Genomic DNA, 26451 nt, shown 5'->3' with positions numbered 1-26451 from the left:
TATGCCTGGCGGCACTAGCGCGGTGGTCCCACCTGACCCCATGCCGAACTCAGAAGTGAAACGCCGTAGCGCCGATGGTAGTGTGGGGTCTCCCCATGCGAGAGTAGGGAACTGCCAGGCTCCAAATAAACAAACAAGCCTCATGCGAAAGCATGGGGCTTTTTTGTGCTTGCTTAGTCGGGAGCAATGTTGCACGTCGCTTGCGACGGCCCCGGAGAGGTGAGTATCAGGATGATACGAATACAAGCCCTGTACTGATGTTCAGGGCTTTTTGCTGTCTGCGATTTATGCAATTATCTTTCATATTCCCCTCTCAGCAAGCCAACTCCATCCATATAATCTACTGAAGTACCGGCTGTTAACCAGTCTATTCCACTGCCTATAAAATCTGTGCTTAAGTGAAACATTTTCAACTATCTTATGAATACTCGACATTTGACAGTCGGCGAGTTATCTTCAGCTATCTGGATGTCTAAACGTTTAAACGTATGTTGTGAGGATATAAGGTTATGCCGATTCGGGTGCAGGATGAGTTACCAGCTGTCAATTTCCTGCGGGATGAGAATGTCTTTGTTATGACTACATCGCGCGCAAGCAATCAGGAGATCCGTCCGCTAAAGGTACTCATACTTAATCTGATGCCGAAAAAGATTGAGACGGAGAACCAGTTTTTACGTCTGCTTTCTAACTCTCCTCTACAGGTTGACGTTCAGCTGCTGCGCATTGATTCGCGTGAATCCCGTAATACACCAACTGAGCACCTCAATAACTTCTACTGTAATTTCGACGATATTCAGGATGAAAATTTTGATGGCCTTATCGTTACCGGTGCGCCATTGGGTCTGGTTGAGTTTAATGATGTGGCTTACTGGCCGCAGATCGAACAAGTAATTCATTGGGCTAAAGATCACGTCACCTCAACGCTATTTGTCTGTTGGGCTGTACAGGCTGCACTCAATATTCTTTACGGTATTCCTAAGCAAACGCGTAAAGAGAAATTGTCTGGCGTATATGAGCATAACCTCACTTACCCACACGCACTGTTAACTCGCGGCTTTGATGACACTTTCCTGGCACCACACTCGCGTTATGCCGATTTCCCTGCATCGTTGATTCGTGACTACACCGATCTCGAAGTTCTGGCCGAGTCAGAAGAAGGGGATGCTTATCTTTTTGGCAGTAAAGACAAGCGCATTGCATTTGTGACTGGCCATCCGGAATATGATTCGCACACGCTTTCTGGTGAGTATTTCCGCGACGTAGAAGCAGGTCTGAATCCCGATGTGCCTTATAACTATTTCCCGGGTAATGACCCGCAAAAGAAACCGCATGCAACCTGGCGTAGCCATGGGAATTTACTGTTCACAAACTGGCTGAACTACTACGTTTATCAGATCACACCATTCGATCTGCGTCATATGAACCCAACGCTCGATTAAGCGTTTCAGCATCCCGTCACATCTACGATCAAGGCACCTTTAGGTGCCTTTTTTGTTTTCTAAAAACCACTTCCCTCAATGAATAATTTTTAAATTCATAAATATCAATGTGATAAATGATTTTAAAATCAAAAATGGAAATAGTTTTTGATTTTAAAAAATCATGAAGTAGTCTTAACTCTGCTGAGTGAAAACCAGACACTGGACGTACCAGATAGAATTGGCGTTATTGACGGGATGAAATGAGGGGAGAGATCCAATGACACAACAGACAGTTAGCGCAGAGTTGGCCTTTAGCCAACCGTTTGGTGAACCAGAGCGACAGATACTGACGCCTGATGCAGTAGAGTTTCTCAGTGAACTCGTCACCCGCTTTACACCGCAACGTAATAAGCTGCTGGCGGCACGCACCGTACAGCAAGCGGAAATTGATGCTGGAAAGCTTCCGGATTTTATTTCGGAAACCAGTTCCATTCGTGAATCTGAATGGTCTGTTCGTGGGATCCCAGCAGATTTGCTGGACAGGCGTGTCGAGATTACTGGCCCGGTTGAACGCAAGATGGTGATCAACGCTTTAAATGCTAACGTCAAAGTGTTCATGGCCGACTTTGAAGACTCACTGGCACCAAGCTGGAACAAAGTTATCGATGGCCAAATCAACCTGCGTGATGCAATAAACGGCACCATTAGCTGGACAAACGAAGCAGGTAAAATTTATCAGTTGAAGCCTGATCCGGCGGTACTGGTGTGCCGTGTTCGTGGCCTGCACTTACCGGAAAAACATGTCACCTGGCGCGATGAACCTATCCCTGGTAGCCTGTTTGACTTCGCACTCTACTTCTTCCACAACGTAGATTCTCTACTGGCTAAAGGAAGCGGCCCGTATTTCTATCTGCCAAAAACCCAATCCTGGCAGGAAGCGGCCTGGTGGAGCGAAGTCTTCAGCTTTACTGAGGATCATTTCTCTCTGCCGCGCGGCACTATCAAAGCCACATTGCTGATCGAAACGTTGCCGGCGGTATTCCAGATGGATGAGATCCTGCATGCGTTGCGCGATCATATCGTTGGGTTGAACTGCGGCCGCTGGGATTACATTTTCAGCTATATCAAGACGTTGAAAAATCATCCGGACCGCATTCTTCCCGATCGCCAGTCCGTCACGATGGATAAGCCTTTCCTGAACGCTTACTCCCGTCTGCTTATCAAAACTTGTCATCGTCGCGGTGCTTTCGCTATGGGCGGTATGGCGGCATTCATTCCAAGTAAAGACAGCCAACGCAATGAGTGGGTACTCAACAAAGTCAAAGCGGATAAGCAGATGGAAGCGACCAACGGCCATGACGGCACATGGATTGCGCATCCGGGTCTTGCCGACACTGTGATGGAGGTCTTTAGCAAAGCGCTGGGGGAAGACAAAAACCAGCTGCATGTTCTGCGTGAAGAAGATGCGCCAATTACTGCGGCACAACTGCTGGAAGCATGTCCTGGTGAACGCACCGAAGCAGGTATGCGCGCCAACATTCGTGTTGCTGTGCAGTACATAGAAGCGTGGATCTCAGGCAATGGTTGCGTGCCGATCTACGGTCTGATGGAAGATGCCGCGACTGCGGAAATTTCACGAACTTCTATCTGGCAGTGGATCCACCATCAAAAAACGTTGAGTAACGGTGAGACGGTCACTAAGGCACTGTTCCGCCAAATGCTGGCCGAAGAGATGTTCGTTATTCAGGAGGAGCTAGGTGACAAACGTTTCAGCCAGGGGCGATTTGATGAAGCGGCTCGCCTGATGGAGCAGATCACCACTTCCGATACGCTTATCGACTTCCTGACGCTGCCAGGCTACCGCCTGCTTGCTTAATTTTACTCAATAATAATATGGAGCATCTGCCATGACTAAAACCTCACGCAACCAACAAATCCAACAATTACAACAAGATTGGACGCAACCACGCTGGGAAGGCATCAAACGTCCGTACACTGCAGAAGAAGTCGTTAAATTGCGCGGTTCGGTAAACCCGGAATGTACCCTGGCGCAAAATGGCGCAGCGAGAATGTGGCGTCTGCTGCATGGCGAATCGAAAAAGGGTTACATCAATAGCCTCGGTGCATTAACTGGTGGGCAGGCTTTGCAACAGGCGAAAGCAGGTATCGAAGCTATCTATCTTTCTGGCTGGCAGGTGGCGGCGGATGCCAACCTTGCATCCAGCATGTACCCGGATCAATCGCTGTATCCAGCAAACTCAGTACCTGCGGTGGTTGATCGGATCAACAACACGTTCCGTCGCGCCGATCAGATCCAGTGGGCATCGAACATTGAAGAAGGTGATCCGCGGTATGTCGATTACTACCTGCCGATCGTGGCCGATGCTGAAGCTGGGTTTGGCGGCGTACTGAATGCTTTTGAGCTGATGAAGTCGATGATTCAGGCCGGTGCGGCAGCCGTTCACTTTGAAGATCAGCTCGCATCGGTTAAGAAATGCGGCCATATGGGCGGCAAGGTATTGGTTCCTACTCAAGAAGCGATTCAGAAACTGGTTGCGGCACGTCTTGCGGCTGACGTAATGGGTGTCCCAACACTGGTTATCGCTCGTACTGACGCTGATGCGGCAGATTTGATTACCTCTGATTGCGACGAATACGACCGCGAATTCATTACCGGCGAGCGCACGCAAGAGGGTTTCTACCGCACCCATGCAGGTATTGAGCAGGCAATCAGTCGTGGGCTGGCTTACGCGCCATACGCCGATTTGGTGTGGTGTGAAACCTCCAAACCAGACCTTGAACAGGCTCGCCGCTTTGCTGAAGCTATTCATGCACGCTTCCCTGGCAAATTGCTGGCCTATAACTGCTCGCCATCGTTTAACTGGAAGAAAAACCTCGACGACAAAACCATCGCTTCGTTCCAGGAGGAGCTGTCAGCAATGGGCTACAAATACCAATTTATTACACTGGCGGGCATTCACAGCATGTGGTTCAACATGTTCGACCTGGCACACGCTTATGCACAGGGTGAAGGGATGCGCCATTACGTGGAAAAAGTGCAGCAGCCAGAATTTGCCGCAGCACCTGAAGGCTACACCTTCGTTTCCCATCAGCAGGAAGTGGGCACCGGCTATTTCGACAACGTGACGACGATTATCCAGGGCGGCGCTTCTTCGGTTACAGCGTTAACCGGTTCAACGGAAGAAGATCAGTTCTAAGTTTTCGTAGGGCGGATACGCAGCGCGTCATCCGCCGTTTTTATGCTGTGAGGTAACCTATGACGCGACGGCTGGAACTGTTAATTACCCACACCATCCTGCAAGGTTTTGACGCACAGTATGGCCGCTTTCTTGAAGTGACCGCGGGAGCCCAGCAGCGTTTTGAGCAAGCAGACTGGCATGCAGTTCAGCAAGCGATGAAAAGCCGTATCCATCTCTACGATCACCACGTTGGCCTGGTGGTGGAGCAATTGCGTTGCATCACTGGCAGTCACAATACTGACGACGAGTTTTTACTGCGTGTCAAAGCGCAGTACACACAATTGTTACCCGATTACCCTCGTTTTGAAATTGCCGAAAGCTTTTTCAATTCTGTTTATTGTCGACTGTTCGATCACCGCTCGTTATCTCCCGAGCGGCTTTTTATCTTTAGTTCTCAGGAAGAAAAGCGCTTTCGTGAGATCCCTCGTCCGCTATCAAAGTCCTTTACTCCAGCTTTAGGTTGGCAGCCGCTTTTGCGTTCTTTGCTAAGAGATTTACCTTTGCGTTTGCCGTGGCAAGATTTGGCGCGAGACGCGGGTTACATCATCGCGCATCTGACCGAAACCTTTGGCTCTGAGGCTTTGCAGCATGCTTCCCTTGAAGTCGCCAATGAGTTGTTTTATCGCAATAAAGCCGCCTGGCTTGTGGGTAAGTTGGTCTTGCCGAACGGTAAGGTACCGTTTTTATTGCCAATTCATCGCACTGATGACGGCTATCTGGTCGTTGATACTTGTTTAACCAGCGCCGCCGAAGCGAGCATTGTCTTCGGTTTCGCCCGTTCCTATTTTATGGTTTATGCGCCACAACCTGCGGCTCTGGTGGAGTGGTTGCGTGAGTTGTTGCCAGGTAAAACGACTGCCGAACTGTATATGGCAATTGGCTGCCAGAAACACGGTAAAACCGAAAGCTACCGCGAATATCTGACATATATCTCTGCCACTGATGAGCAGTTTATTGAAGCGCCAGGTATTCGTGGCATGGTGATGCTGGTGTTTACGTTGCCTGGCTTTGACCGGGTATTCAAAGTGATTAAAGACAAGTTCGCGCCGCAAAAAGAGGTCACTGCTGAACGTGTGCGCGAATGCTATCAGCTGGTCAAAGAGCACGATCGTGTCGGGCGTATGGCCGATACCCAGGAGTTTGAGAATTTTGTGCTGTCTAAACATCAGATTAGCCAGCCATTGATGGCGTTATTACAGCAGGAAGTGCCTGAAAAACTGACCGACCTCGGTGACCGGATCGCCATCAGCCATCTTTATATTGAACGCCGAATGGTGCCGCTAAATTTATGGCTTGAGCAGGTGGAAGGGCAGCAATTACGCGACGCAGTGGAAGAATACGGTAACGCCATCCGCCAACTTGCCGCCGCCAATATCTTCCCAGGCGACATGCTGTTTAAAAACTTTGGCGTAACCCGGCACGGGCGCGTGGTGTTCTACGATTACGATGAAATTTGCTATATGACCGAAGTGAATTTTCGCAACGTACCGCCGCCGCGTTACCCTGAGGACGAACTCTCTGCCGAGCCGTGGTACAGCGTGGCACTGGGCGACGTGTTCCCGGAAGAGTTTCGTCACTACTTATGCGCTGACCCGCGTATTCGCCAGATATTCGATGAAATGCACAGCGACTTGTTCCGAGCTGATTATTGGCGTGCGTTGCAGGAACGTATCCGCAATGGCCACGTAGAAGATGTCTTTGCTTATCGTAAACGCCAAAGATTTATTCTTCGTTTTGGCGATTTAAAGCAGGCGGGTTAGCGCCCGCCGCCGTATGCCTGAGTAATCTCTTTCGCCGCTTTAATTACTAACGCGCCCAACTCGGTAACGCGGTCATCTGTCACGCGTGATATTGGGCCGGAGATGGAAATCGCCGCAAAGGCTTCATGATGTTCGTCATAGATACACGCCGCCACGCAACGCAGCCCCAGCGCATGTTCTTCATCATCAAATGAATATCCACGCTTACGCGTTTGCGCCAAATCTTCTTTCAGATGCAGTGGGGAGGTCAGTGTGGCAGGGGTATAGCTATGCAACCCTTTACGATGCAGCAGAGTTGCGACCTGGTCGTCACTCAAATTCGCGAGAAACACCTTTCCTGCACCCGATGCATGCATGGGTAATTTGCCGCCGATTGGGGCTGACATCCGCATAAGCTGGGCGCATTGCACTTGGTCGATAATAATCGCCTGATGATCGCTATGGTCGAGCACCGCAAGATTCACCGTTTCGCCGGAGTCTTCCATCAGCTTACGCAGCATCGGGTGAACAATGGCCAACAGATTACGACTTTGCAGGAAGCTACTACCCACCACAAACGCATGCGCGCCAATCGTCCAGTGTCCGAGATCGCCGATCTGGCGCACAAAGCCAAGTTGTTGCATGGTGGTCAGTAGACGATGAGTCGTGGAGTTAGGTAAACCAGCCTGTTGTGCCAGCTCGGTAAGGGCAACACTACCGTGTGATTCAGCAATCCATTCAAGCAATTTCAGGCCGCGAGTAAGCGACTGAACCTGTCCGGTGGGTTGTGGTGCGGCGACTGTGGCAGCGCGCGGTTTTTTTCCACGTTTAGCGGGAACGGCAGCAACCATAACTGACTCCTGTTTTCGTATCGTGGAAATCATTTTCGTTTTATTTGGCGATAATGCAACCAGCATTGGACTCATCGGATCAGTCAGGTGAACATGTCTCATGTTCCATTGCTTTGCGACTATTACAAGTTATGACAGTATGCCTTGTGGGCTGACAGGCTTGGGTAAACAGGTGGGAGTTAGAGTGAGCAATAAATTAGAAAAACTGCATCAGCAGTTGCAACAACGCATTTTGGTACTGGATGGTGGTATGGGAACCATGATCCAGAGCTACCGTCTTGATGAAAGCGATTTTCGCGGAGAGCGCTTTGCGGACTGGCCTTGTGACCTGAAAGGGAACAACGACTTGTTGGTGCTGAGCAAGCCAGAAATCATTGCCGCTATTCACTACGCCTATTTTGAAGCGGGTGCCGACATTGTCGAAACCAACACCTTCAACTCAACAACCATCGCGATGGCGGATTACCAAATGGAATCCCTGTCGGCAGAAATCAACTTTGAGGCGGCGAAGCTCGCCCGTGCCTGTGCTGATGAATGGACAGCACGCACACCAGAAAAACCTCGCTACGTGGCAGGTGTGTTAGGCCCAACTAACCGTACTGCATCTATTTCACCTGATGTGAACGATCCGGCATTCCGTAATGTGACCTTTGATCTGCTGGTGGAAGCCTACCGTGAATCTACACGTGCGCTGGTGGAAGGTGGATCTGACCTCATCATGATTGAGACGGTGTTCGATACCCTGAATGCCAAAGCCGCTATTTTTGCGGTTAAAACCGAATTTGAAGCGCTGGGTGTTGATCTACCGATCATGATTTCCGGCACCATCACCGACGCTTCAGGCCGTACCCTTTCCGGCCAGACTACTGAGGCCTTCTATAACTCATTACGCCATGCTGACGCGCTGACCTTCGGCCTGAACTGTGCGTTGGGACCTGACGAACTGCGCCAGTACGTCGCTGAGCTTTCACGCATCGCTGATTGCTACGTTACCGCACACCCGAACGCAGGCTTGCCGAACGCCTTCGGTGAATACGATCTCGATGCAACTGAGATGGCGCGCCAGATTGGCGAATGGGCGCAGGCAGGTTTCCTGAACATTATTGGCGGTTGCTGCGGTACCACGCCGGCACATATTGCGGCGATGAGCAAAGCCGTGGAAGGCGTTGCCCCACGTAAAATACCAGACCTGCCAGTGGCATGCCGTCTGGCGGGCCTTGAGCCGCTGAACATTGGCGCCGATAGCCTGTTTGTCAACGTGGGTGAACGTACCAACGTCACCGGTTCTGCCAAGTTTAAGCGCCTGATCAAAGAAGAAAAATATAACGAAGCGTTGGAAGTAGCACTTCAGCAGGTTGAAAGCGGCGCGCAAATCATCGATATCAACATGGATGAAGGGATGCTCGACGCCGAAGCGGCGATGGTGCGTTTCCTCAACCTGATTGCCGGTGAGCCAGATATTGCCCGCGTGCCCATCATGATTGACTCTTCAAAATGGGACGTCATCGAAAAAGGGCTGAAGTGTATTCAGGGCAAAGGCATTGTTAACTCCATCTCCATGAAAGAGGGCGTTGAGCCGTTTATCCATCACGCCAAACTGGTGCGCCGTTACGGTGCCGCGATGGTGGTCATGGCGTTTGACGAAGTCGGCCAGGCGGATACCCGCGAGCGCAAAATTGAAATTTGCCGCCGCGCCTACAAAATTCTGACCGAAGAAGTCGGCTTCCCTCCGGAAGACATTATTTTCGACCCGAATATCTTTGCAGTTGCGACCGGGATTGAAGAACACAACAACTACGCACAGGACTTCATCGGTGCGTGTGCCGACATCAAGCGCGAATTGCCTCATGCGATGATTTCAGGCGGCGTATCGAATGTGTCGTTCTCCTTCCGTGGTAACGACCCGGTGCGCGAAGCGATCCACGCGGTATTCCTCTACTACGCCATTCGCAACGGCATGGATATGGGGATTGTTAACGCCGGGCAACTGGCGATATATGACGATCTCTCCCAAGAATTACGCGATGCGGTAGAAGACGTAATTCTTAACCGTCGAGACGACAGCACCGAACGTTTGCTGGATCTGGCCGAGAAATATCGCGGTAGCAAAAGTGACGACGGTGCGGCCGCACAGCAAGCCGAATGGCGTAGCTGGGATGTGAAAAAGCGTCTTGAATACTCGCTGGTGAAAGGTATCACTGAGTTTATTGAACTCGATACAGAAGAAGCCCGTCAGCAGTCTGAACGCCCGATTCAGGTTATCGAAGGCCCGTTGATGGACGGCATGAACGTGGTCGGCGACCTGTTCGGCGAAGGGAAAATGTTCCTGCCGCAGGTGGTGAAATCGGCACGCGTGATGAAACAGGCGGTGGCGTACCTCGAACCGTACATTGAAGCCAGCAAAGAGAAAGGATCTACCAACGGTAAAATCGTGCTCGCCACGGTGAAAGGCGATGTTCATGACATCGGCAAAAATATCGTGGGTGTGGTGCTGCAATGTAACAACTACGAAATCATCGACCTTGGCGTAATGGTGCCAACCGAGAAGATTTTGAAAACAGCTCGTGAAGTGGGGGCCGATATTATCGGTCTGTCTGGCTTGATTACCCCGTCGCTGGATGAAATGGTGAACGTCGCCAAAGAGATGGAGCGCCAGGGCTTTAAGCTGCCGCTGCTGATTGGTGGTGCGACAACCTCCAAAGCGCACACGGCGGTGAAAATCGAGCAGAATTACAGTGGGCCAACGGTTTATGTGCAGAATGCCTCACGTACCGTAGGTGTCGTGGCAGCACTGCTCTCTCCGACTCAGCACGACGAGTTTGTGGAACGCACGCGCAAAGAATATGTCACTGTTCGTACCCAACACGCGCGTAAAAAACCACGCACGCCGCCAGTGTCACTTGCTGCTGCCCGTGAAAACGATCTCGCATTTGATTGGGCAAGCTATACGCCGCCAGTCCCGCATCGCCCTGGTGTGCAGGAAGTCACGGCAAGCATCGAAACGCTGCGTAACTACATCGACTGGACGCCGTTCTTTATGACCTGGTCGCTGGCCGGGAAATATCCGCGCATCCTCGAGGATGAAGTGGTGGGTGAAGAGGCGAAACGCCTGTTTAAAGATGCCAACGACATGCTCGACAAACTGCATAACGAAAAACTGCTGACCCCACGTGGTGTCGTCGGCCTGTTCCCGGCAAACCGTGTGGATGATGACATCGAAATCTATCGTGATGAATCCCGCACCCATGTGCAAACTGTCGCACACCATTTGCGCCAACAGACCGAGAAAGTCGGTTTTGCCAACTACTGTCTGGCTGACTTTGTCGCACCAAAGCATAGTGGTAAAGAAGATTACATCGGTGCGTTTGCGGTCACCGGTGGCATGGAAGAAGACGCGTTAGCAGAAGGCTACGAAGCGCAGCATGATGATTACAATAAAATCATGGTGAAAGCGTTGTCCGACCGTCTGGCTGAGGCTTTTGCGGAATATTTGCATGAGCGTGTGCGCAAGGTTTACTGGGGCTACGCGCCAACGGAGAACCTCAGCAACGAAGAGCTTATTCGCGAAAACTACCAAGGGATTCGCCCGGCACCGGGTTACCCGGCCTGCCCGGAACACACTGAAAAAGCGACTATCTGGGAACTGCTGGATGTAGAGAATGTGGTGGGGATGAAACTCACCGAATCCTACGCCATGTGGCCAGGTGCGTCTGTTTCCGGCTGGTACTTCAGCCATCCTGACAGCAAATACTACGCCGTGGCGCAGATTCAGCGTGACCAGGTGGAAGATTATGCGCGCCGTAAAGGGATGTCTGTCACCGATGTTGAACGCTGGTTAGCGCCTAACCTCGGTTACGACGCGGACTAATCCGCTTCGACCTGGTTTACTTGCCATTTTGAACCTGGGCAGTACTCGCCCCCTCAGGTACTACGTGTACGTGAGGGGCTGTGCGCTGCCCGAGTTCAAACTGGCTGCTACGCCGACGGTCGATCACTGAATTCCTTCCTTTTCCCCTTCTTACATCCCGAAACGTTTAAATCTTGCCAGGCGTTATATACTGGAAAGAGAAGGAATTTCTTAACGTCAATTGACTGGGAGAATGAGTGCTGACATTACTGCATCTACTTTCTGCGGTGGCGCTACTGGTATGGGGCACGCACATTGTGCGTACCGGCATCATGCGCGTTTACGGTGCAAATCTCCGTAGCGTACTTAGCCGCAGTGTTGAAAAAAAACCGTTCGCCTTTTGCGCAGGTATTGGCGTAACCGCACTGGTGCAAAGCAGCAACGCCACCACAATGTTGGTCACCTCTTTTGTGGCACAGGATCTGGTGGCGCTTACCCCTGCATTGGTGATTGTGCTGGGCGCGGATGTTGGTACCGCGTTGATGGCGCGAATCCTGACCTTTGATCTCTCGTGGCTTTCTCCGCTACTCATCTTCATTGGCGTTATTTTCTTCCTCAGCCGCAAACAAACGCGCGCCGGACAACTTGGCCGCGTGGGCATTGGCCTCGGGTTGATTTTGCTGGCGCTGGAGTTGATTGTTGCTGCGGTGACGCCAATTACTCAGGCATCCGGCGTGCAGGTCATCTTCGCCTCGTTAACTGGCGATATCATGCTCGATGCGTTGATTGGCGCAATGTTCGCCATCATCAGTTATTCAAGCCTTGCTGCGGTTTTGCTGACCGCCACGCTGACTTCTGCTGGAATTATTTCGTTTGATGTCGCGCTTTGTCTGGTGATTGGTGCCAACCTCGGCTCTGGCCTGTTGGCGATGATCAATAACAGCACCGCTAACGCCGCTGCCCGCCGTGTTGCACTCGGCAGTTTGTTGTTCAAGCTGGTGGGCGGCGTGATTGTGCTGCCATTCGTACATATTCTTGCTGATGCGATGCAAAAACTCTCCCAGCCTGAATCTGAACTGGTTATCTACTTCCACGTGTTCTACAACCTGATTCGCTGCCTTGCAATGGTGCCATTTGCCGGTGTAATGGCACGTTTTTGCCGTAACGTAATTAGTGAGACTCCTGAAGTTGATGCGCGTATGAAGCCGAAACATCTTGATGTAACGGCTCTGGATACCCCAGCACTAGGCCTATCCAACGCAGCGCGTGAAACCTTGCGTATGGGTGATGTGCTGGAGCAAATGTTGGAAACCTGGAGCAAAGTGATGCACGGAGAGCCACGCCAGGAGAAGGAACTGCGTAAGCTCGCCGATGATGTGGATGTGCTCTATACCGCAATCAAACTGTATATGGCGCAAATGCAAAAAGAGGAGCTGGCCGAAGTCGAATCCCGCCGCTGGGCAGAGATTATTGAAATGTCGCTAAACCTGGAACAGGCGGCAGATATTCTTGAGCGTATGGGGAGTGAGGTAGCGGATAAATCGTTGGCCACTCGTCGGGCATTCTCGCCAGATGGCCTGAAAGAACTGGATATTCTGCTCCAACAGTTAACCAGCAACCTGAAGCTCAGCCTGTCGGTATTTTTCTCAGCCGACGTGAACAGTGCGCGCCGTTTGCGCCGTAATAAACATCGCTTCCGTATTCTTAACCGCCGATTCTCACACGCGCACGTTGACCGCCTGCATCAGCAAAACGTGCAGAGTATTGAAACCAGCTCACTACACCTCGGTTTGCTTGGTGATATGAAGCGCCTGAACTCACTGTTCTGCGCGGTCGCATACAGCGTACTTGAACAGCCTGATGATGACGAAAGGGACGAGTACTGATCGAAAAGGCACTTTCAATTAGCCGTAATTGCGGCGATGCCTGCCAAATAACCCCCTTTGCGGGCAATGAACTTCGCGTTTGTTGCCCGAGTCTGTTCGCATCGCCCTTCATGTAATGTATATTCCGGGTTTTACGGAGGAACCATGCTGACCAACTCATCTATACGTCTGAACAAATACATTAGCGATAGCGGTATCTGCTCCCGCCGCGACGCCGATCGTTACATCGAACAGGGAAATGTTTTTATTAACGGCAAACGCGCCGCGATTGGCGATCAGGTATTTGCCGGAGATGTGGTGAAGGTCAACGGTCAATTAATCGAACCCCGTGACGAAGACGACCTGGTACTTATCGCACTCAATAAGCCGGTGGGCATTGTAAGTACCACCGAAGATGGTGAGAAAGACAACATTGTCGATTTCGTTAACCATAGCAAACGCGTTTTCCCGATTGGGCGCTTAGATAAAGACTCTCAGGGTCTGATTTTCCTCACCAATCATGGCGATCTGGTGAATAAAATCCTGCGTGCCGGGAATGACCACGAAAAAGAATATGTCGTTACGGTAAACAAACCAGTCACCGATGAGTTCATTCGCGGTATGGGAGCGGGCGTTCCGATGCTAGGAACTGTAACCAAGAAATGCAAAGTGAAGAAAGAAGCTCCCTTTGTGTTTCGTATCACGCTGGTGCAAGGGCTCAACCGCCAGATTCGCCGTATGTGCGAACACTTTGGTTATGACGTGACGAAGCTTGAACGTACTCGCATCATGAATGTCAGCATGAAAGGGCTGCCATTGGGTGAGTGGCGTGATTTGACTGACGATGAGTTAGTTGAATTATTTAAGCTGATTGAGAATTCGTCTTCTGAAGCGAAACCGGCGGCCAAAGCAAAAGCTAAACCGAAGGCGGTTGCGGTGAAAAAACCTGTCGTTAGCGGGCCGAAGAGTGCTGCTAAAACCCCGGCAGAGCTAGCTTCACGTAAACGTTTTGCTCAGCCAGGGCGCAAGAAGAAGGGGCGCTAAATTAGCGCTTCCCACGTGAATGGCTGTTTGCAGACCAGGAATAAGTTGCAGATGTATCTGGTTTTGCCGCTTTTTGCTTTTTAATCTGGCGGACTTTTTTGGCCTCCTGTTCACGTGCTGCTATCAGTTGGTCAATATAAGTTTTTTTAACGTGGTTGATTTCTGAGTTTGTCAGGGGGCGACCATGGGCGATGCGTGCGCGGTCAAGCCGCGTTTTCAATTCGCGCTGCTCGGCTTCGGTCATGTCTTGTTGTGTCAGTCTTGATGTGGACATTATTGCGGCCTCTTAAGAAGTGGCCTCCAGTGTAAAGCAAACTGCTCCCAGGCTCAGTAAAAATCAGCTTTCTGCATGCAATTTGCAGCCGCCCCAGGATATTTTGCGAACCTCATTCGTAGTTAAACACTTCTTCTTTTACTCCCTGAATTAAAAAAGGCAGCTTATCTGCAGGTAAGGATTATGTTTTTCTAATCTCGAGTTTGGTATAAAATTTTATACAAGGGAATGTCAAATGGTCAGGCAATCTGGCGTTCAGGAAAAAGAGATCGTTTGGATTGGAACATCTTATTCAGACTTTCTTACGTTTCCAGCTACGGCAAAGAGAGATGCAGGTTATCAGCTCCACAGAGTGCAAAACGATTTACCTCCCGAAAACTGGAAGATAATTTCTGAGCTTGGGGCTGGGGTATGCGAGCTAAGATTGCGCGAAGATACCGGTATTTTCCGCGTCATGTATGTTGCAAAATTCGACGAGGCCATATACGTATTACATTGTTTTAAGAAGAAAACACAGAAAATGACCGGGCCCGATAAAGAAGTTACAAGCGCCCGATATAAAGCGGTATGCCACTACCGAAGGGGTCCTGAATGACTGCAAAAATCGATACTCGTATTCGACATATAACGCCTGCGGGAACGAACATTTTTCTCGACCTTGGTTTTTCCTCCGAAGAGGCGGAACAACTGTATTCTGACTCAACAAATGAAATTGCGAATGCCAAAGCCATTAAAGAGCAGCTGATGGAAGAGATATCTCAGTGGATCGAGGCGCATCAACTCAAGCAGGCAGAAGTGGCGGCGGTGTTGCATATTTCTCGTCCTCGCGTGTCGGATGTCGTGAACAAGAAAACCAGTAAATTTACCATTGATGCATTAGTTAACATGCTCAGCCGTATCGGCAAGCCAGTCAGTGTTTCTGTAGGATAAAAGCAAAAAGCCCGGTTTCCCGGGCCATTTGTTTACCACTTCGTTTTATTCAAACAGATTGTGATGAAGTTTCTGCACTACTTTTTCAGCGTCGTCGCCAGGCACCAGGAAGCACAGGTTGTAGCTGGATGCGCCATAGCAAATCATGCGAATGTTGAAGGGGTCGAGAACGCCAAACACCTCTTTGCCCACGCCGCAGGCCTGGGAAAGTTTGTTACCGATGATGGCAATCAGGGCGAGGTTTTCTTCCACTTCTACGCGGCACAGTGAGGAAAGCTCGGTCAGCAGCGACGTGGTCAGCGGGCTATCACTATTGGAAGTTGAACCCGTGGTATCGAGCGTTAGCGCAATGCTAACTTCTGAAGTGGTAATCAAATCAACAGAAACATTATGTTGCGCCAGAATGTTGAACACTTCCGCCAGGAAACCATGGGAGTGCAGCATGCTCAGGCTATTGAGCGTCACCAGGGTTTGTTTACGACGTAATGCCAGAGCACGGAACAGAGGTGGATTTTCTGTTTTGTTACAAACCAGGGTACCACCTGCTTTTGGGTCTTTGCTGGAGCCGACAAACACCGGAATATCGCTACGCACCGCTGGCATTAATGTCGCTGGATGCAGTACTTTTGCGCCGAATGTTGCCATTTCAGCTGCTTCTTCAAAAGCAATTTTGTCGATGCGTTTTGCGGCTGGCACTACACGTGGGTCGGTGGTGTAAATCCCCGGCACGTCAGTCCAGATATCAACGCGGCTGGCATGCAGTGCTTCACCCAACAAAGCCGCTGTATAGTCGCTGCCGCCACGTCCAAGCGTGGTGGTGCGGCCTTTCGCTTCACTACCAATAAAACCTTGAGTGATGACCAGAGATTGAGCCAGGCGTGGCTGAAGCTGTTGGTTTGCCAGTTCTGCTAATGTAGCGACATCTGGTTCAGCACGGCCAAAGCGGTCATTGGTGCGCATGATTTTGCGGATATCGAACCATTGGGCATCGACTTTGCGTTCGCGTAGGATCTCCACGAACAGCAGCGTAGACATCAATTCACCGTGGCTAACCAACTCATCAGTTAACGCGGTTGAAGTAGCAAGGGATGCCGCTTCAGCGAGTGTGGTGATGTTTTCAAGCAGGCGTTCAACTTCTTCGCGGATGATTTGCGGATTTGCCAGGCGCTCAACAATGTCATATTGAATTTTGCGAATCGCATCGAGCTTAACAAAACGCTCTGTTGCTTCCAGGCCGCTTGCCAACGCAACCAGCAAATTGGTGATACCCGCAGATGCTGAAAGAACAACAACGCGAACGTTTTCATCAGCCAGCACCACGTCGGCGCTGCGGTTCATCGCGTCGTAATCAGCTACGCTTGTGCCGCCAAATTTGGCAATAACGGTTTGTGGATAGGACATTACGGTACAGCCTCGTGTCAAAGAAACAGCCATGGGAATGGCAAAAAAATTAATCAGCCTTGGCACAAGGGAAGAGCGGGATAGGGGAGGACGTAGAAAAGTAAACTTGAACTACGATTCACCCAGAAGCGCCCCACCTTGTTTCCCCAACTCCTTTGCGAAATTGGGGAATATGAAGCACTAGTGCTCCTGGTGACAGCCCAAGGGATTCAGCCCCCGTGGCCGATAATGCACGCTGCCATACGCACACTACCTCGGCGCCGCTCCCCCTCCTGTGTCGTCTGCGGATTGGCTCCTCAAACACGATACCTGGGCGGCGCGCCTCTTCTGGCTTACTCACAAGTGAGCAAGTAGCCGTATAGAAATAAAATTTTATGCGCCAGATGTCAACGCCTGGAAGCCGGAGATTTATCTGTCTGGACCAGTGCAATCAACGTGCAGGGCAGTGTTGGCGTCGTTTTACCGTTTATCGCAACAGTTTTTCCTTCTTCCAGACGAGCAAAAAGTGGCACAACTCCGCGATTTTTCTCCAGATATTCCATCCAGCCAAAATTTTCATTCAGACGTGTCGCTTTTATGGTCGCCCCTTTGGCTAACAGACTGCTCAAACTACTCCAGGTGACATCTTCAGGAAAAAGTTTCTCATGGCGGCGAAAGCGTGCGCTTTCGTTGCTGCCTCGTCCTTTCAAAGCGGAACCGGAACGAATAGCGAAAACCTTATCGTTGCCAAAAATATGGCTGAAGTGATACACCGCCAGCGCGTTTTGATGGCGGTTTGGCGAAAGTGCCAGCACCTGGGCGGTATTGCTTAAATCGAGAAAGTTTTCCGCATGTTCCGACCAGGCATTGCCGTAATAGGCCGGTAACCCTTCCATGCGTGCCAGGCGGTAATATTCCCAGCTATTGTCGGTGAGAATGACAGGTATATTTTGTTTCACCAGCGCGTGGGCGAGCGTTCGCGCGACAGTATTCGCCCCAATAATCAGCACACCACGAGGTTTACGTTGTTGTACACCTAACCACCTGGCAAGCGGTCCACTGGTCAGGCTTTGCAAAACTACGGTGCCAATAATAATGGCGAACACCACGCTCACCAGTTTATCCGCTCCCTCGTAACCGCTTTTTTGTAGCGTCAGCGCGAATAACGAACTCACTGCCGCCGCGACAATGCCGCGCGGAGAAATCCAACTTAACAGCAGCTTTTCGCGCAGGGTTAACGACGAACCGAGGGTAGAAATTGCAATACATAATGGTCGGGCGACAAACTGAATCACCAGCAGCAAAGCAACCAGCGGCCAACCCATCGCCAGCACGCCATGAATATCGAGGCGTGCTGCCAGAATAATAAATAGTGCTGAGATAAGAATTGCGGAGAGTTCTTCTTTGAAGGCGACGATATCGCTGACATCCACATCACGCATATTCGCAAGCCATATGCCCAGTAACGTGACGGCCAATAAACCTGACTCATCGGCTAGCGTGTTTGATAGCCCAAAGGTCAGCAGGACCACCGCCAGTACCGCAAAGTTTTGTAGATAACTCGGAAACCAGACGCGCTTTAAAGCCGTACCCAGTAACCAACCAAATAGCCCGCCGCAGGCTAACCCGACCACCACTGTTTGCGCGAAGATAATCACCAGGTGCAGGTTCGAGCCCGCTTCCTGGCGCAGCGTAATAAATTCGAAAACTAATAATGTGAAGATCGCACCGACCGGGTCGATAACAATCCCTTCCCAACGCAGCACCTGATTAATCGCGGCATTGGGACGCACCACGCGCATTAGCGGTGCGATAACTGTCGGGCCGGTAACAACCGTAACGGCGCCCACCAGTGCGGCTAACGCAGGGTCTAAGCCCAATAGCCCCCAACAGGCGAGGCTGATAACCCCAAAGGTCGCCAGCATTCCTATGCTCACCAGATTACGCACCACGCCGCCTAATCCACGAATCTCATCAAAACGCAGGGTCAGGGCACCCTCGAACAAAATAATGGCGACCGACAAGGAGACAATAGGAAACAGCAGTTCGCCAAACAATTGATCAGGGTTGAGCACGTGAGTAAACGGGCCAAGAATCAAACCGAATAACAGCAAAGGCAGGATGGCCGGAAGCCGAATTGCCCACGCCAGCCATTGCGCTACCAGCGAACTGATCGTGATAACCACCAACAAAAGAGGTACGGACAGTTCCATAAAATTTTTACCTTACCTGGTTTACGAAGCCATACTGTTTTTCTCAGTGTAGACGGGGTCACCGAGGGCTGAGTCCCACCCGGCAACTTTTTCACGGCCACATAATCTGAAACGGTATTCCCGGTGCAATGGTAGAAAAATCATCACAAATCCTGTTTTGTGGATATACAATTGACCGCAGTCACAGTTCTCAAATCAAAAGGGTAACGCTATGAAAAATATCAACCCAACGCAGACCGCTGCATGGCAGGCTTTACAGGCGCATTTTGACGAAATGAAAGACGTCACAATCGCTGAGCTGTTTGCTCAGGATGCTGACCGCTTTGGTAAATTCTCCGCCACTTTCGACGATTTAATGCTGGTGGATTACTCCAAAAACCGCATCACCGAAGAAACCCTGACCAAGCTGCAAGCGTTGGCAAAAGAGACGGATTTGCAAGGCGCAATCAAATCCATGTTCTCTGGCGAGAAGATTAACCGCACTGAAGATCGCGCCGTGCTGCACGTTGCATTGCGTAACCGCAGCAACACGCCAATCATTGTTGATGGCAAAGATGTAATGCCAGAAGTGAACGCGGTGCTTGAGAAGATGAAAACCTTCTCTGAGAGCATCATCAGCGGTAACTGGAAAGGCTACACCGGCAAAGCGATTACTGACATTGTGAACATCGGTATTGGCGGTTCAGACCTCGGCCCATTCATGGTGACCGAAGCACTGCGTCCGTACAAAAACCACCTCAATATGCACTTTGTATCTAACGTTGATGGCACTCACATTGCCGAAGTGCTGAAGAACGTTGACCCGGAAACCACGCTGTTCCTGGTTGCTTCTAAAACCTTCACCACACAAGAAACTATGACCAACGCCCACAGCGCGCGCGACTGGTTCCTGGCAACTGCTGGTGATAACAAACACGTCGCGAAACACTTCGCAGCGCTGTCTACCAACGCGAAAGCAGTTGGCGAGTTCGGTATCGACACTGCCAACATGTTTGAGTTCTGGGATTGGGTCGGCGGCCGTTATTCCCTGTGGTCCGCAATTGGCTTGTCCATCATCCTGTCTGTGGGTTACGAAAACTTTGTAGAACTGCTGTCTGGCGCACACGCGATGGACCAGCATTTTGCTAACACCCCGGCAGAACAGAACCTGCCAGTGCTGCTGGCGCTGATCGGTATCTGGTACAACAATTTCTTCGGCGCTGAAACTGAAGCAATTCTGCCATACGACCAGTACATGCATCGTTTCGCTGCTTACTTCCAGCAGGGCAACATGGAATCCAACGGTAAGTATGTTGACCGTAACGGCAATGCTGTGGATTACCAGACTGGCCCAATTATCTGGGGCGAGCCTGGCACTAACGGCCAGCACGCGTTCTACCAGCTGATTCACCAGGGCACCAAAATGGTTCCTTGTGACTTCATCGCACCAGCGACCAGCCACAACCCGCTTTCTGACCACCATCCAAAACTGCTGTCTAACTTCTTTGCTCAGACAGAAGCACTGGCATTTGGTAAAGCTCGCGAAGTGGTTGAGCAGGAATATGCAGCTCAGGGTCTGGATCCTAAAACACTGGATCACGTTGTGCCGTTCAAAGTGTTCGAAGGTAACCGTCCAACCAACTCCATCCTGCTGCGTGAAATCACTCCGTTCAGCCTGGGTGCACTGATTGCGCTGTATGAGCACAAGATCTTCACTCAGGGTGCAATTCTTAACATCTTCACCTTCGATCAGTGGGGCGTGGAATTAGGTAAGCAACTGGCTAACCGTATTCTGCCAGAGCTGGGTGATGCGGCTGAAATCAGCACTCATGACAGTTCTACGAACGGTTTAATTAACCGTTACAAATCCTGGCGTGCTTAATTAGCATTTAGCATTAAATATAAGCCGGCCTTATGGTCGGCTTATTTATTTAAATAAGATAATTCCCCTTGTCGCTTAATATCCTCGAATTACCTCGCTGAGGTTAATCCTAAAAAAACCTATAACCTGATAATTCAGCAGGTTTACTTTCGGATTAATAAGATTATATTTTCTCTTTATTATATTTTAACTGTCTGTTTTTTATCATTTAAATGAAATAAAAGTTTTCCCAGCATAGTTATATTTCCAATTATCTTAAAGCTCACTCCTTATTCCTCGCTACGGTCTGCCGCTATTACTTGTTGTGTATACTCGAAAGCGCCTGAAATTCCTTTTGGGCAAATCTCCATTCATTCAATGAAGGGAAATTGTTATGAAGAAAGTTCTTTATGGCGCTTTAGCCATATTCACGCTGGCAGCAGCTGGTGCGGCGAGTGCAGATCCGGTTGCTGTAGGTGAAGCCGCTGGTGCACAAGCTACTTACGAGTCCGCAGGGAGTTCTACTGCGGCCAGTGCCAGCACTGTCGGGTCAGCAGTGGGTGTAGCACTTGCTGCAACCGGTGGCGGTGATGGTTCCAATACTGGGACCACAACAACCACAACGACCAGCACCCGATAAATCCCGGGTGATTTAATCCTAACCACACTTCGGTGTGGTTATTTCGACTCCGGGGAAACCTCGTGCAGCGACTCGTAATTCTTCTTGTTTGCCTGTTACTTCAGGCTTGCTCTGCCACCACTAAAGGTCTTGGCTCATCGCTCTGGCACAGTATTGTCGGCAGTGATGGCGTACAGCTTACCCATGACGATATTCAGAATATGCGCTACGCCAGCCAGTACATGAGCATCAATAACGGCCCGCAAATATTTGTCGTTCTGGCATATGACGAAAACGGCCAGCAAAAATGGGTAACGCAAGACCGGGCGATGATCGTCACCGAACAGGGCCGCATCGTAAAAACCACCGGTCTTGGCGACAACCTCCAGCAAGTGACTAATACGCCAAACGACCCGCTGGTACATGCAAATCAGATAACCGATGGCGCGAGTTGGACGCGGCAAATTGCCTGGACTGAGCATCAGCAGGCGCGAATGGCGACAGCGCATTCAACCTTTACCTGGGATGGCACCGACACGCTAAAAGTTGCTGAAAGCACCACGCCCGTTCGTGTTCTCGATGAAGAAATCACCGCCGATGGCAAAACCTGGCATAACCGCTTCTGGATAGACAGCGAAGGTCATATACGTCAGTCAAAACAATATATTGGCCCGGATTATTGGCCTGTCACTACGATTTTGTTGAAGGCGGCCAAAGAATGAAATTAACAGCATCCATGTTGTTTTTAGCGCTAAGCAGCACGCTTTCTTACGCCGCTGGAAACGTGACTATTTACCCCGGCAATCAGCAACTCACCAACGTAGAACGCCTCGGTGATTTAGTCTCGCAGCCCTCACTTGCGCGGGCCTGGTGGCCAGGCGCGGTAATTAGCGAACGGCAGGCAACAGCGGTTGCAGAACAAGAGCACCAGAAATTGTTAACCGCTTTATCGGGTTTCGCCGCCGAAGAAGATGGTGACGATGCCGCAGCCATCAACGGCATGCGCCAACAGATGCAGGCCATTCACGTTACCGGGCGGCAGTTTGTCGATCTCGACCCCGACTGGGTGCGTGTTCACCCTCGCGCCAATGTTCCGCTGCAAGGCGATTACAGCCTGTGGGCCGGGCCACAGCCCTCCACAATCACGCTGATGGGGCTGGTAAGTTCGCCTGGCGCGAAGCCTTTTGTTGCCGGGCGCAGTGTCGACGAATATCTCGATGGTGTCGACAAACTCAGCGGAGCCGACCGCAGTTTCGCATGGGTGATTTACCCGGACGGCAAAACCCAAAAAGCGCCAGTGGCCTACTGGAATAACCGCCATGTTGAACTCACGCCGGGCAGCATCCTGTTTGTCGGCTTTAAAGAGCGACTATTTAATTCTGATTTCAACGACTTGAATCAGCAAATCCTTAACTCTCTGACTCATCGGAGACCGGATTGATGAACAAAAAATATCTCTACAGCCTGCTCGCGCTGGCTGTATCTACTGCCTGCCAGGCAGAAACCTTTCCAGACCCAGTAGGCCCGTCGCAATCGGATTTTGGCGGTGTGGGTTTGCTGCAAACACCGACTGCACGCATGGCGCGAGAAGGTGAGTTTAGCCTTAACTATCGCGATAACGATCAGTACCGCTTCTACTCTGCCTCGGTGCAGCTTTTCCCGTGGCTGGAAACGACTTTGCGCTACACCGACGTGCGCACCAGAGAGTACAGCAGCGTTGAGGCTTTCTCGGGTAACCAGACTTACAAAGATAAAGCCTTCGACATGAAAGTTCGCCTTTGGGAAGAAGGCTATTACCTGCCGCAGGTGTCGGTGGGGGTGCGTGACTTAGGCGGCACCGGTTTGTTCGATAGCGAATATGTTGTGGCGAGCAAAGCCTGGGGACCGTTCGATTTTAGCCTCGGCATGGGCTGGGGCTACATGGGCACCAGCGGCAATGTGAAAAACCCGTTTTGTGAAGTGAGCGATGGCTTCTGCTATCGCGATAACAGCTATAACCAGGCGGGATCGTTCAACTTTAGTGGCATGTTCCACGGCCCGGCGTCACTGTTCGGTGGTGTCGAATATCAGACTCCATGGCAGCCGCTGCGCCTTAAAGCGGAATATGAAGGCAATAATTACACTCAGGATTTTGCCGGAAAACTTGAGCAACGTAGCAGCTTTAACGTCGGCGCTATTTATCGTGTCACCGATTGGGCCGACGTTAACGTCAGCTACGAGCGCGGCAATACCTTTATGTTTGGTGTCACGCTGCGAACTAACTTTAACGACTTGCGCCCTGGCTATAACGATAATCGCCGCCCGCAATACCAGCCGCAGCCGCAAGATGAAATTTTACAGCCGACGGTTGTCGCAAATCAGCTGACGCTTCTTAAATACAATGCAGGCCTGGCAAACCCGAATATTCAGGTGAAAGGCGACACCCTATATGTCACGGGTGAGCAGGTGAAATACCGCGACTCCCGTGAAGGCATCGAGCGTGCTAACCGCATTATCATGAATGACCTGCCGGAGAATATTCGCACCATCCGCGTGACGGAAACCCGCCTGAATATGCCGCAGGTGACGACCCAAACGGATGTCGCCAGCCTGCAAAACCATCTGGAAGGCGAGCCGCTGGGGCATGAAACACAGCTTGTGCAAAAACGTGTTGAGCCGGTCGTTCCGGAGAAAACCGAGCAGGGTTATTACATCGATAAATCGAAGGTGAATTTCTCGATTAACCCGGTGCTGAACCAGTCTGTCGGCGGGCCAGAAAGTTTCTACATGTATCAGGTTGGCGTGATGGGAACTGCTGACTGGTGGGTGACGGATCATTTGCTAACCACGGGTAGCCTCTTTGCCAATATCGCCAATAACTACGACAAATTTAACTACACCAATCCACCGAACGACTCGACACTGCCGCGCGTGCGTACCCACGTCCGTGACTACGTTGAGAACGATATTTACGTCAACAACCTGCAAGCTAACTACTTCCAGTATTTAGGTAATAGTTGGTATGGGCAGGTGTACGGCGGTTATCTCGAAACCATGTATGGCGGGGTGGGCGCGGAAGTGTTGTACCGCCCGGTCGACAGCAATTGGGCGATTGGTGCCAACGCTAACTACGTCAAACAGCGTGACTGGCGTAGTGCGCAGGACATGATGAAGTTCACCGATTACAGCGCGCCAACCGGCCACATTACCGGTTACTGGACGCCACCGTTTGCTGATGACGTGCTGGTTAAACTCAGCATCGGCCAATATCTGGCGAAAGATAAGGGTGGCACGTTGGAAATCTCCAAACGCTTCGACAGCGGCGTGGTTGTCGGCACTTATGCGACCATTACCAACGTGTCGAAAGAAGAGTACGGGGAAGGGGACTTCACCAAAGGTTTCTACGTCAATGTGCCGCTGGATATCTTCTCGTCTTCACCAACACGCAGCCGGGCGCAAGTGAGTTGGACACCGCTGACGCGTGACGGTGGGCAGATGGTGGGACGCAAGTTTGAGTTGTATGGGATGACGAGCGATCGGGATATTAATTTCAGGTAACGAGGGTTTATTGGAACCTGATGGGGTTCCAATAATTACGAGGATGGGTGATCGGAGGTTTTCCGTTCACCGCTTCGGTAATTTCATTTATCACTGAATACCAGGTGAACGGAACCGTCACCAATCTGCCATAAGGACCATCCTCCGGCAGCGAACGGTTATATAAGTAAAAAATTGAGATGAAGATCACATTTTTAACGTATAACAACACCTCTATACCAGAACAAGAGGCGTTCCTATGACAACCACCCCCGGCGTTGAGCTCATCGCTAAAGTTATGCAAATGGTCCTCAATCTGGCGTTGCTTGCGCTTGGTCTGATCCTCATAATCTTCCTGGGTAAAGAAACGCTGCATTTAGCCACATCGTTATTTGCACCCACCGATCAAGCCAGCAAGTACCAGCTGATTGAAGGGCTGGTGGTTTACTTCCTGTACTTCGAATTTATCGCGTTGATCGTTAAATACTTTCAGTCGGGTTATCACTTCCCGCTGCGCTACTTTATCTATATCGGTATCACTGCCATTGTGCGTCTCATCATCATCGACCATAAAGATCCGCGCGATGTGCTGATTTACTCCGGTGCAATCCTGGTGCTGGTGATTACCCTGTGGCTGTGTAACAGCAACCGTTTAAAACGAGAATAAAAAAAGGCGGCCCAAGGGCCGCCGAAGAAAATACAAAGTCAAATGAGGGGTACAGTGGCATTACAGATAAAGCAATAACTAACAGGAAATCTTAACCCTTCACCCCGCCAGCCGTCAGGCCGCTCACCAGCCAGCGCTGCGCCAGTAAGAACACGACAGTAATCGGGATTGCAGAAAGTACAGCGGCTGCGGCAAAGTCGCCCCACAGGTAGTTTTGTGGGTTGAGGTATTGCTGCATACCGACCGCCAGGGTGTAGCTGTTAACATCGCGCAACAACAACGATGCCACCGGCACTTCAGTAATTGCGGCGATAAACGACAGAATAAACACCACCGCCAGAATCGGTACAGAGAGCGGTAAAAGCACCAGGCGGAAGGCTTGCCATGGAGTTGCGCCATCCAGTGCTGCGGCTTCTTCCAGCGAGTTATCGATCGTTTCGAAATAACCCTTAATCGTCCAGACATGCAGCGCGATACCGCCAAGATAGGCGAAGATCACCCCACCGTGCGTGTTCAGGCCGATAAACGGAATGTACTGGCCGAGGCGGTCAAACAAGGCGTACAACGCCACCAGTGACAGCACCGCCGGGAACATCTGGAAAATCAGCATCCCTTTCAGCAGTGTGGCTTTGCCAGGGAAGCGCATACGGGCAAAAGCGTAGGCACAAGTGGTGGAAAGCGTCACGATACCCAGCGCAGTAATCGCCGCGATTTTGATCGAGTTCCACAACCATAACAGCACCGGGAACGGCGGTGGCGTTACGCTGCCATCGGCATGTTGTACGCTGAAACCGAGCGCTAATTTCCAGTGTTCCCAGGAGATTTGATCCGGGATCAGGCTGCCTGTCGCGAAGTTACCCGGACGCAGCGAAATCGCAATAACCATCAGCAGCGGGAACATGATCGCGGCGATAAACAGTAGTAATAAAAGGTGCGTGGTAAATAAACGCAGCTTTTGAGATTTGGGTTGAACCATAGCCATGTT

20 protein-coding genes, 1 rRNA gene and 1 riboswitch are annotated in these 26451 nt (G+C 50.9%); of the genes, 16 read left to right on the top strand and 5 right to left on the bottom strand.

The genetic code is table 11. The annotated features are described in order from the left end of the window. The first annotated feature begins 4 nt into the window (after positions 1-4). The 5 genes from rrf (at position 5) to aceK (ending at position 6441) form a co-directional block, all read left to right on the top strand. A 5S ribosomal RNA gene (gene rrf / locus LVQ77_RS14565) occupies positions 5-120 on the top strand. A 389-nt stretch (positions 121-509) separates the two neighbouring features. Then, positions 510-1439, top strand: coding sequence for a homoserine O-acetyltransferase MetA (metA, locus tag LVQ77_RS14560; RefSeq protein ID WP_034457009.1), 930 nt, complete (start codon positions 510-512; stop codon positions 1437-1439). Between the two features lie 259 nt (positions 1440-1698). Continuing rightward, complete coding sequence (gene aceB / locus LVQ77_RS14555) at positions 1699-3297, top strand: malate synthase A (protein WP_232904763.1); 1599 nt, start codon at positions 1699-1701, stop codon at positions 3295-3297. Positions 3298-3328: 31 nt separating this feature from the next. Further along, on the top strand, positions 3329-4639 hold the full coding sequence (aceA, locus tag LVQ77_RS14550) for an isocitrate lyase (RefSeq protein WP_232865330.1): 1311 nt from the start codon (positions 3329-3331) through the stop codon (positions 4637-4639). 59 nt (positions 4640-4698) lie between these two features. Then, complete coding sequence (gene aceK / locus LVQ77_RS14545) at positions 4699-6441, top strand: bifunctional isocitrate dehydrogenase kinase/phosphatase (RefSeq protein ID WP_232904762.1); 1743 nt, start codon at positions 4699-4701, stop codon at positions 6439-6441. On the opposite strand, the gene iclR is transcribed toward aceK, so the two are convergent. Then, positions 6438-7271 carry a glyoxylate bypass operon transcriptional repressor IclR gene (gene iclR / locus LVQ77_RS14540; RefSeq protein ID WP_151994243.1) on the bottom strand — a complete coding sequence of 278 codons (834 nt, stop codon included), beginning with the start codon at positions 7269-7271 and terminating at the stop codon, positions 6438-6440. The two genes, aceK and iclR, sit on opposite strands and share 4 nt — an antisense overlap. 184 nt (positions 7272-7455) lie before the next feature. Here iclR and metH point away from each other — a divergent pair, with 184 nt between their 5' ends. The 3 genes from metH to rluF all read left to right on the top strand — a co-directional run bounded on the left by metH (position 7456) and on the right by rluF (position 14027). Continuing rightward, complete coding sequence (gene metH, locus LVQ77_RS14535) at positions 7456-11139, top strand: methionine synthase (RefSeq protein WP_232904761.1); 3684 nt, start codon at positions 7456-7458, stop codon at positions 11137-11139. A 236-nt stretch (positions 11140-11375) separates the two neighbouring features. Beyond that, a complete protein-coding gene (locus tag LVQ77_RS14530) occupies positions 11376-13004 on the top strand; it encodes a Na/Pi cotransporter family protein (protein WP_151994241.1) in 1629 nt (542 codons plus the stop codon). A gap of 144 nt (positions 13005-13148) precedes the next feature. Continuing rightward, a complete protein-coding gene (gene rluF / locus LVQ77_RS14525; protein WP_232904760.1) occupies positions 13149-14027 on the top strand; it encodes a 23S rRNA pseudouridine(2604) synthase RluF in 879 nt (292 codons plus the stop codon). A 1-nt stretch (position 14028) separates the two neighbouring features. Here rluF and LVQ77_RS14520 read toward each other — a convergent pair whose 3' ends face one another. Continuing rightward, positions 14029-14301 (bottom strand): YjbD family protein, encoded by a 273-nt coding sequence (locus LVQ77_RS14520; protein WP_064515331.1) that lies wholly within the window; start codon positions 14299-14301, stop codon positions 14029-14031. 235 nt (positions 14302-14536) lie between these two features. Between LVQ77_RS14520 and LVQ77_RS14515 the strand changes: the two genes are divergently transcribed. Both LVQ77_RS14515 and LVQ77_RS14510 read left to right on the top strand, forming a co-directional pair. Then, a complete protein-coding gene (locus tag LVQ77_RS14515; RefSeq protein WP_232865333.1) occupies positions 14537-14896 on the top strand; it encodes a type II toxin-antitoxin system RelE/ParE family toxin in 360 nt (119 codons plus the stop codon). Next, on the top strand, positions 14893-15231 hold the full coding sequence (locus tag LVQ77_RS14510) for a helix-turn-helix domain-containing protein (protein WP_232904759.1): 339 nt from the start codon (positions 14893-14895) through the stop codon (positions 15229-15231). Before LVQ77_RS14515 ends, LVQ77_RS14510 begins: the two co-directional genes overlap by 4 nt. A gap of 45 nt (positions 15232-15276) precedes the next feature. On the opposite strand, the gene lysC is transcribed toward LVQ77_RS14510, so the two are convergent. Beyond that, positions 15277-16632 carry a lysine-sensitive aspartokinase 3 gene (gene lysC, locus LVQ77_RS14505; protein WP_232904758.1) on the bottom strand — a complete coding sequence of 452 codons (1356 nt, stop codon included), beginning with the start codon at positions 16630-16632 and terminating at the stop codon, positions 15277-15279. A 118-nt stretch (positions 16633-16750) separates the two neighbouring features. Beyond that, a riboswitch (Lysine riboswitch) is annotated at positions 16751-16967 on the bottom strand. Between the two features lie 51 nt (positions 16968-17018). After that, the gene (locus LVQ77_RS14500) at positions 17019-18824 is read right to left on the bottom strand and encodes a cation:proton antiporter (protein ID WP_232904757.1); all 1806 of its coding nucleotides are present in this window, start codon (positions 18822-18824) and stop codon (positions 17019-17021) included. A 211-nt stretch (positions 18825-19035) separates the two neighbouring features. Between LVQ77_RS14500 and pgi the strand changes: the two genes are divergently transcribed. The 6 genes from pgi to psiE all read left to right on the top strand — a co-directional run bounded on the left by pgi (position 19036) and on the right by psiE (position 25466). Beyond that, positions 19036-20685 carry a glucose-6-phosphate isomerase gene (gene pgi / locus LVQ77_RS14495; protein ID WP_232904756.1) on the top strand — a complete coding sequence of 550 codons (1650 nt, stop codon included), beginning with the start codon at positions 19036-19038 and terminating at the stop codon, positions 20683-20685. Between the two features lie 373 nt (positions 20686-21058). Further along, positions 21059-21304, top strand: coding sequence for an exopolysaccharide production protein YjbE (gene yjbE, locus LVQ77_RS14490; protein ID WP_064515341.1), 246 nt, complete (start codon positions 21059-21061; stop codon positions 21302-21304). Positions 21305-21366: 62 nt separating this feature from the next. Then, positions 21367-22005, top strand: a complete 639-nt coding sequence (locus LVQ77_RS14485; RefSeq protein ID WP_232865340.1) for a YjbF family lipoprotein — start codon at positions 21367-21369, stop codon at positions 22003-22005. Then, positions 22002-22724, top strand: coding sequence for a capsule biosynthesis GfcC D2 domain-containing protein (locus tag LVQ77_RS14480; protein WP_232904755.1), 723 nt, complete (start codon positions 22002-22004; stop codon positions 22722-22724). The genes LVQ77_RS14485 and LVQ77_RS14480 overlap by 4 nt, the downstream gene beginning before the upstream one ends. Then, positions 22724-24820 carry a YjbH domain-containing protein gene (locus LVQ77_RS14475; RefSeq protein ID WP_232904754.1) on the top strand — a complete coding sequence of 699 codons (2097 nt, stop codon included), beginning with the start codon at positions 22724-22726 and terminating at the stop codon, positions 24818-24820. Before LVQ77_RS14480 ends, LVQ77_RS14475 begins: the two co-directional genes overlap by 1 nt. Before the next feature lie 238 nt (positions 24821-25058). Then, entirely contained in the window at positions 25059-25466 is a 408-nt protein-coding gene (gene psiE / locus LVQ77_RS14470; protein ID WP_134186069.1) for a phosphate-starvation-inducible protein PsiE, read from the top strand. Positions 25467-25557: 91 nt separating this feature from the next. Here psiE and malG read toward each other — a convergent pair whose 3' ends face one another. Further along, positions 25558-26448 (bottom strand): maltose ABC transporter permease MalG, encoded by an 891-nt coding sequence (malG, locus tag LVQ77_RS14465; protein ID WP_134186071.1) that lies wholly within the window; start codon positions 26446-26448, stop codon positions 25558-25560. Positions 26449-26451: the final 3 nt, after the last annotated feature.

It is taken from the genome of Buttiauxella cochleicola, assembly GCF_021282435.1.
Taxonomy (GTDB): Bacteria; Pseudomonadota; Gammaproteobacteria; order Enterobacterales; family Enterobacteriaceae; genus Buttiauxella; species Buttiauxella massiliensis.
This window is presented reverse-complemented; position numbering and strand designations above follow the sequence as displayed.

Coding starts and splice junctions, on each gene's coding strand:
- lysC (WP_232904758.1), bottom strand. CDS start 16,632: ATGTCCTATCCACAAACCGTTATTGCCAAATTTGGCGGCACAAGCGTA.
- iclR (WP_151994243.1), bottom strand. CDS start 7,271: ATGGTTGCTGCCGTTCCCGCTAAACGTGGAAAAAAACCGCGCGCTGCC.
- LVQ77_RS14475 (WP_232904754.1), top strand. CDS start 22,724: ATGAACAAAAAATATCTCTACAGCCTGCTCGCGCTGGCTGTATCTACT.
- psiE (WP_134186069.1), top strand. CDS start 25,059: ATGACAACCACCCCCGGCGTTGAGCTCATCGCTAAAGTTATGCAAATG.
- LVQ77_RS14500 (WP_232904757.1), bottom strand. CDS start 18,824: ATGGAACTGTCCGTACCTCTTTTGTTGGTGGTTATCACGATCAGTTCG.
- aceK (WP_232904762.1), top strand. CDS start 4,699: ATGACGCGACGGCTGGAACTGTTAATTACCCACACCATCCTGCAAGGT.
- yjbE (WP_064515341.1), top strand. CDS start 21,059: ATGAAGAAAGTTCTTTATGGCGCTTTAGCCATATTCACGCTGGCAGCA.
- metA (WP_034457009.1), top strand. CDS start 510: ATGCCGATTCGGGTGCAGGATGAGTTACCAGCTGTCAATTTCCTGCGG.
- LVQ77_RS14520 (WP_064515331.1), bottom strand. CDS start 14,301: ATGTCCACATCAAGACTGACACAACAAGACATGACCGAAGCCGAGCAG.
- LVQ77_RS14480 (WP_232904755.1), top strand. CDS start 22,002: ATGAAATTAACAGCATCCATGTTGTTTTTAGCGCTAAGCAGCACGCTT.
- aceA (WP_232865330.1), top strand. CDS start 3,329: ATGACTAAAACCTCACGCAACCAACAAATCCAACAATTACAACAAGAT.
- pgi (WP_232904756.1), top strand. CDS start 19,036: ATGAAAAATATCAACCCAACGCAGACCGCTGCATGGCAGGCTTTACAG.
- LVQ77_RS14515 (WP_232865333.1), top strand. CDS start 14,537: ATGGTCAGGCAATCTGGCGTTCAGGAAAAAGAGATCGTTTGGATTGGA.
- malG (WP_134186071.1), bottom strand. CDS start 26,448: ATGGCTATGGTTCAACCCAAATCTCAAAAGCTGCGTTTATTTACCACG.
- rluF (WP_232904760.1), top strand. CDS start 13,149: ATGCTGACCAACTCATCTATACGTCTGAACAAATACATTAGCGATAGC.
- aceB (WP_232904763.1), top strand. CDS start 1,699: ATGACACAACAGACAGTTAGCGCAGAGTTGGCCTTTAGCCAACCGTTT.
- LVQ77_RS14510 (WP_232904759.1), top strand. CDS start 14,893: ATGACTGCAAAAATCGATACTCGTATTCGACATATAACGCCTGCGGGA.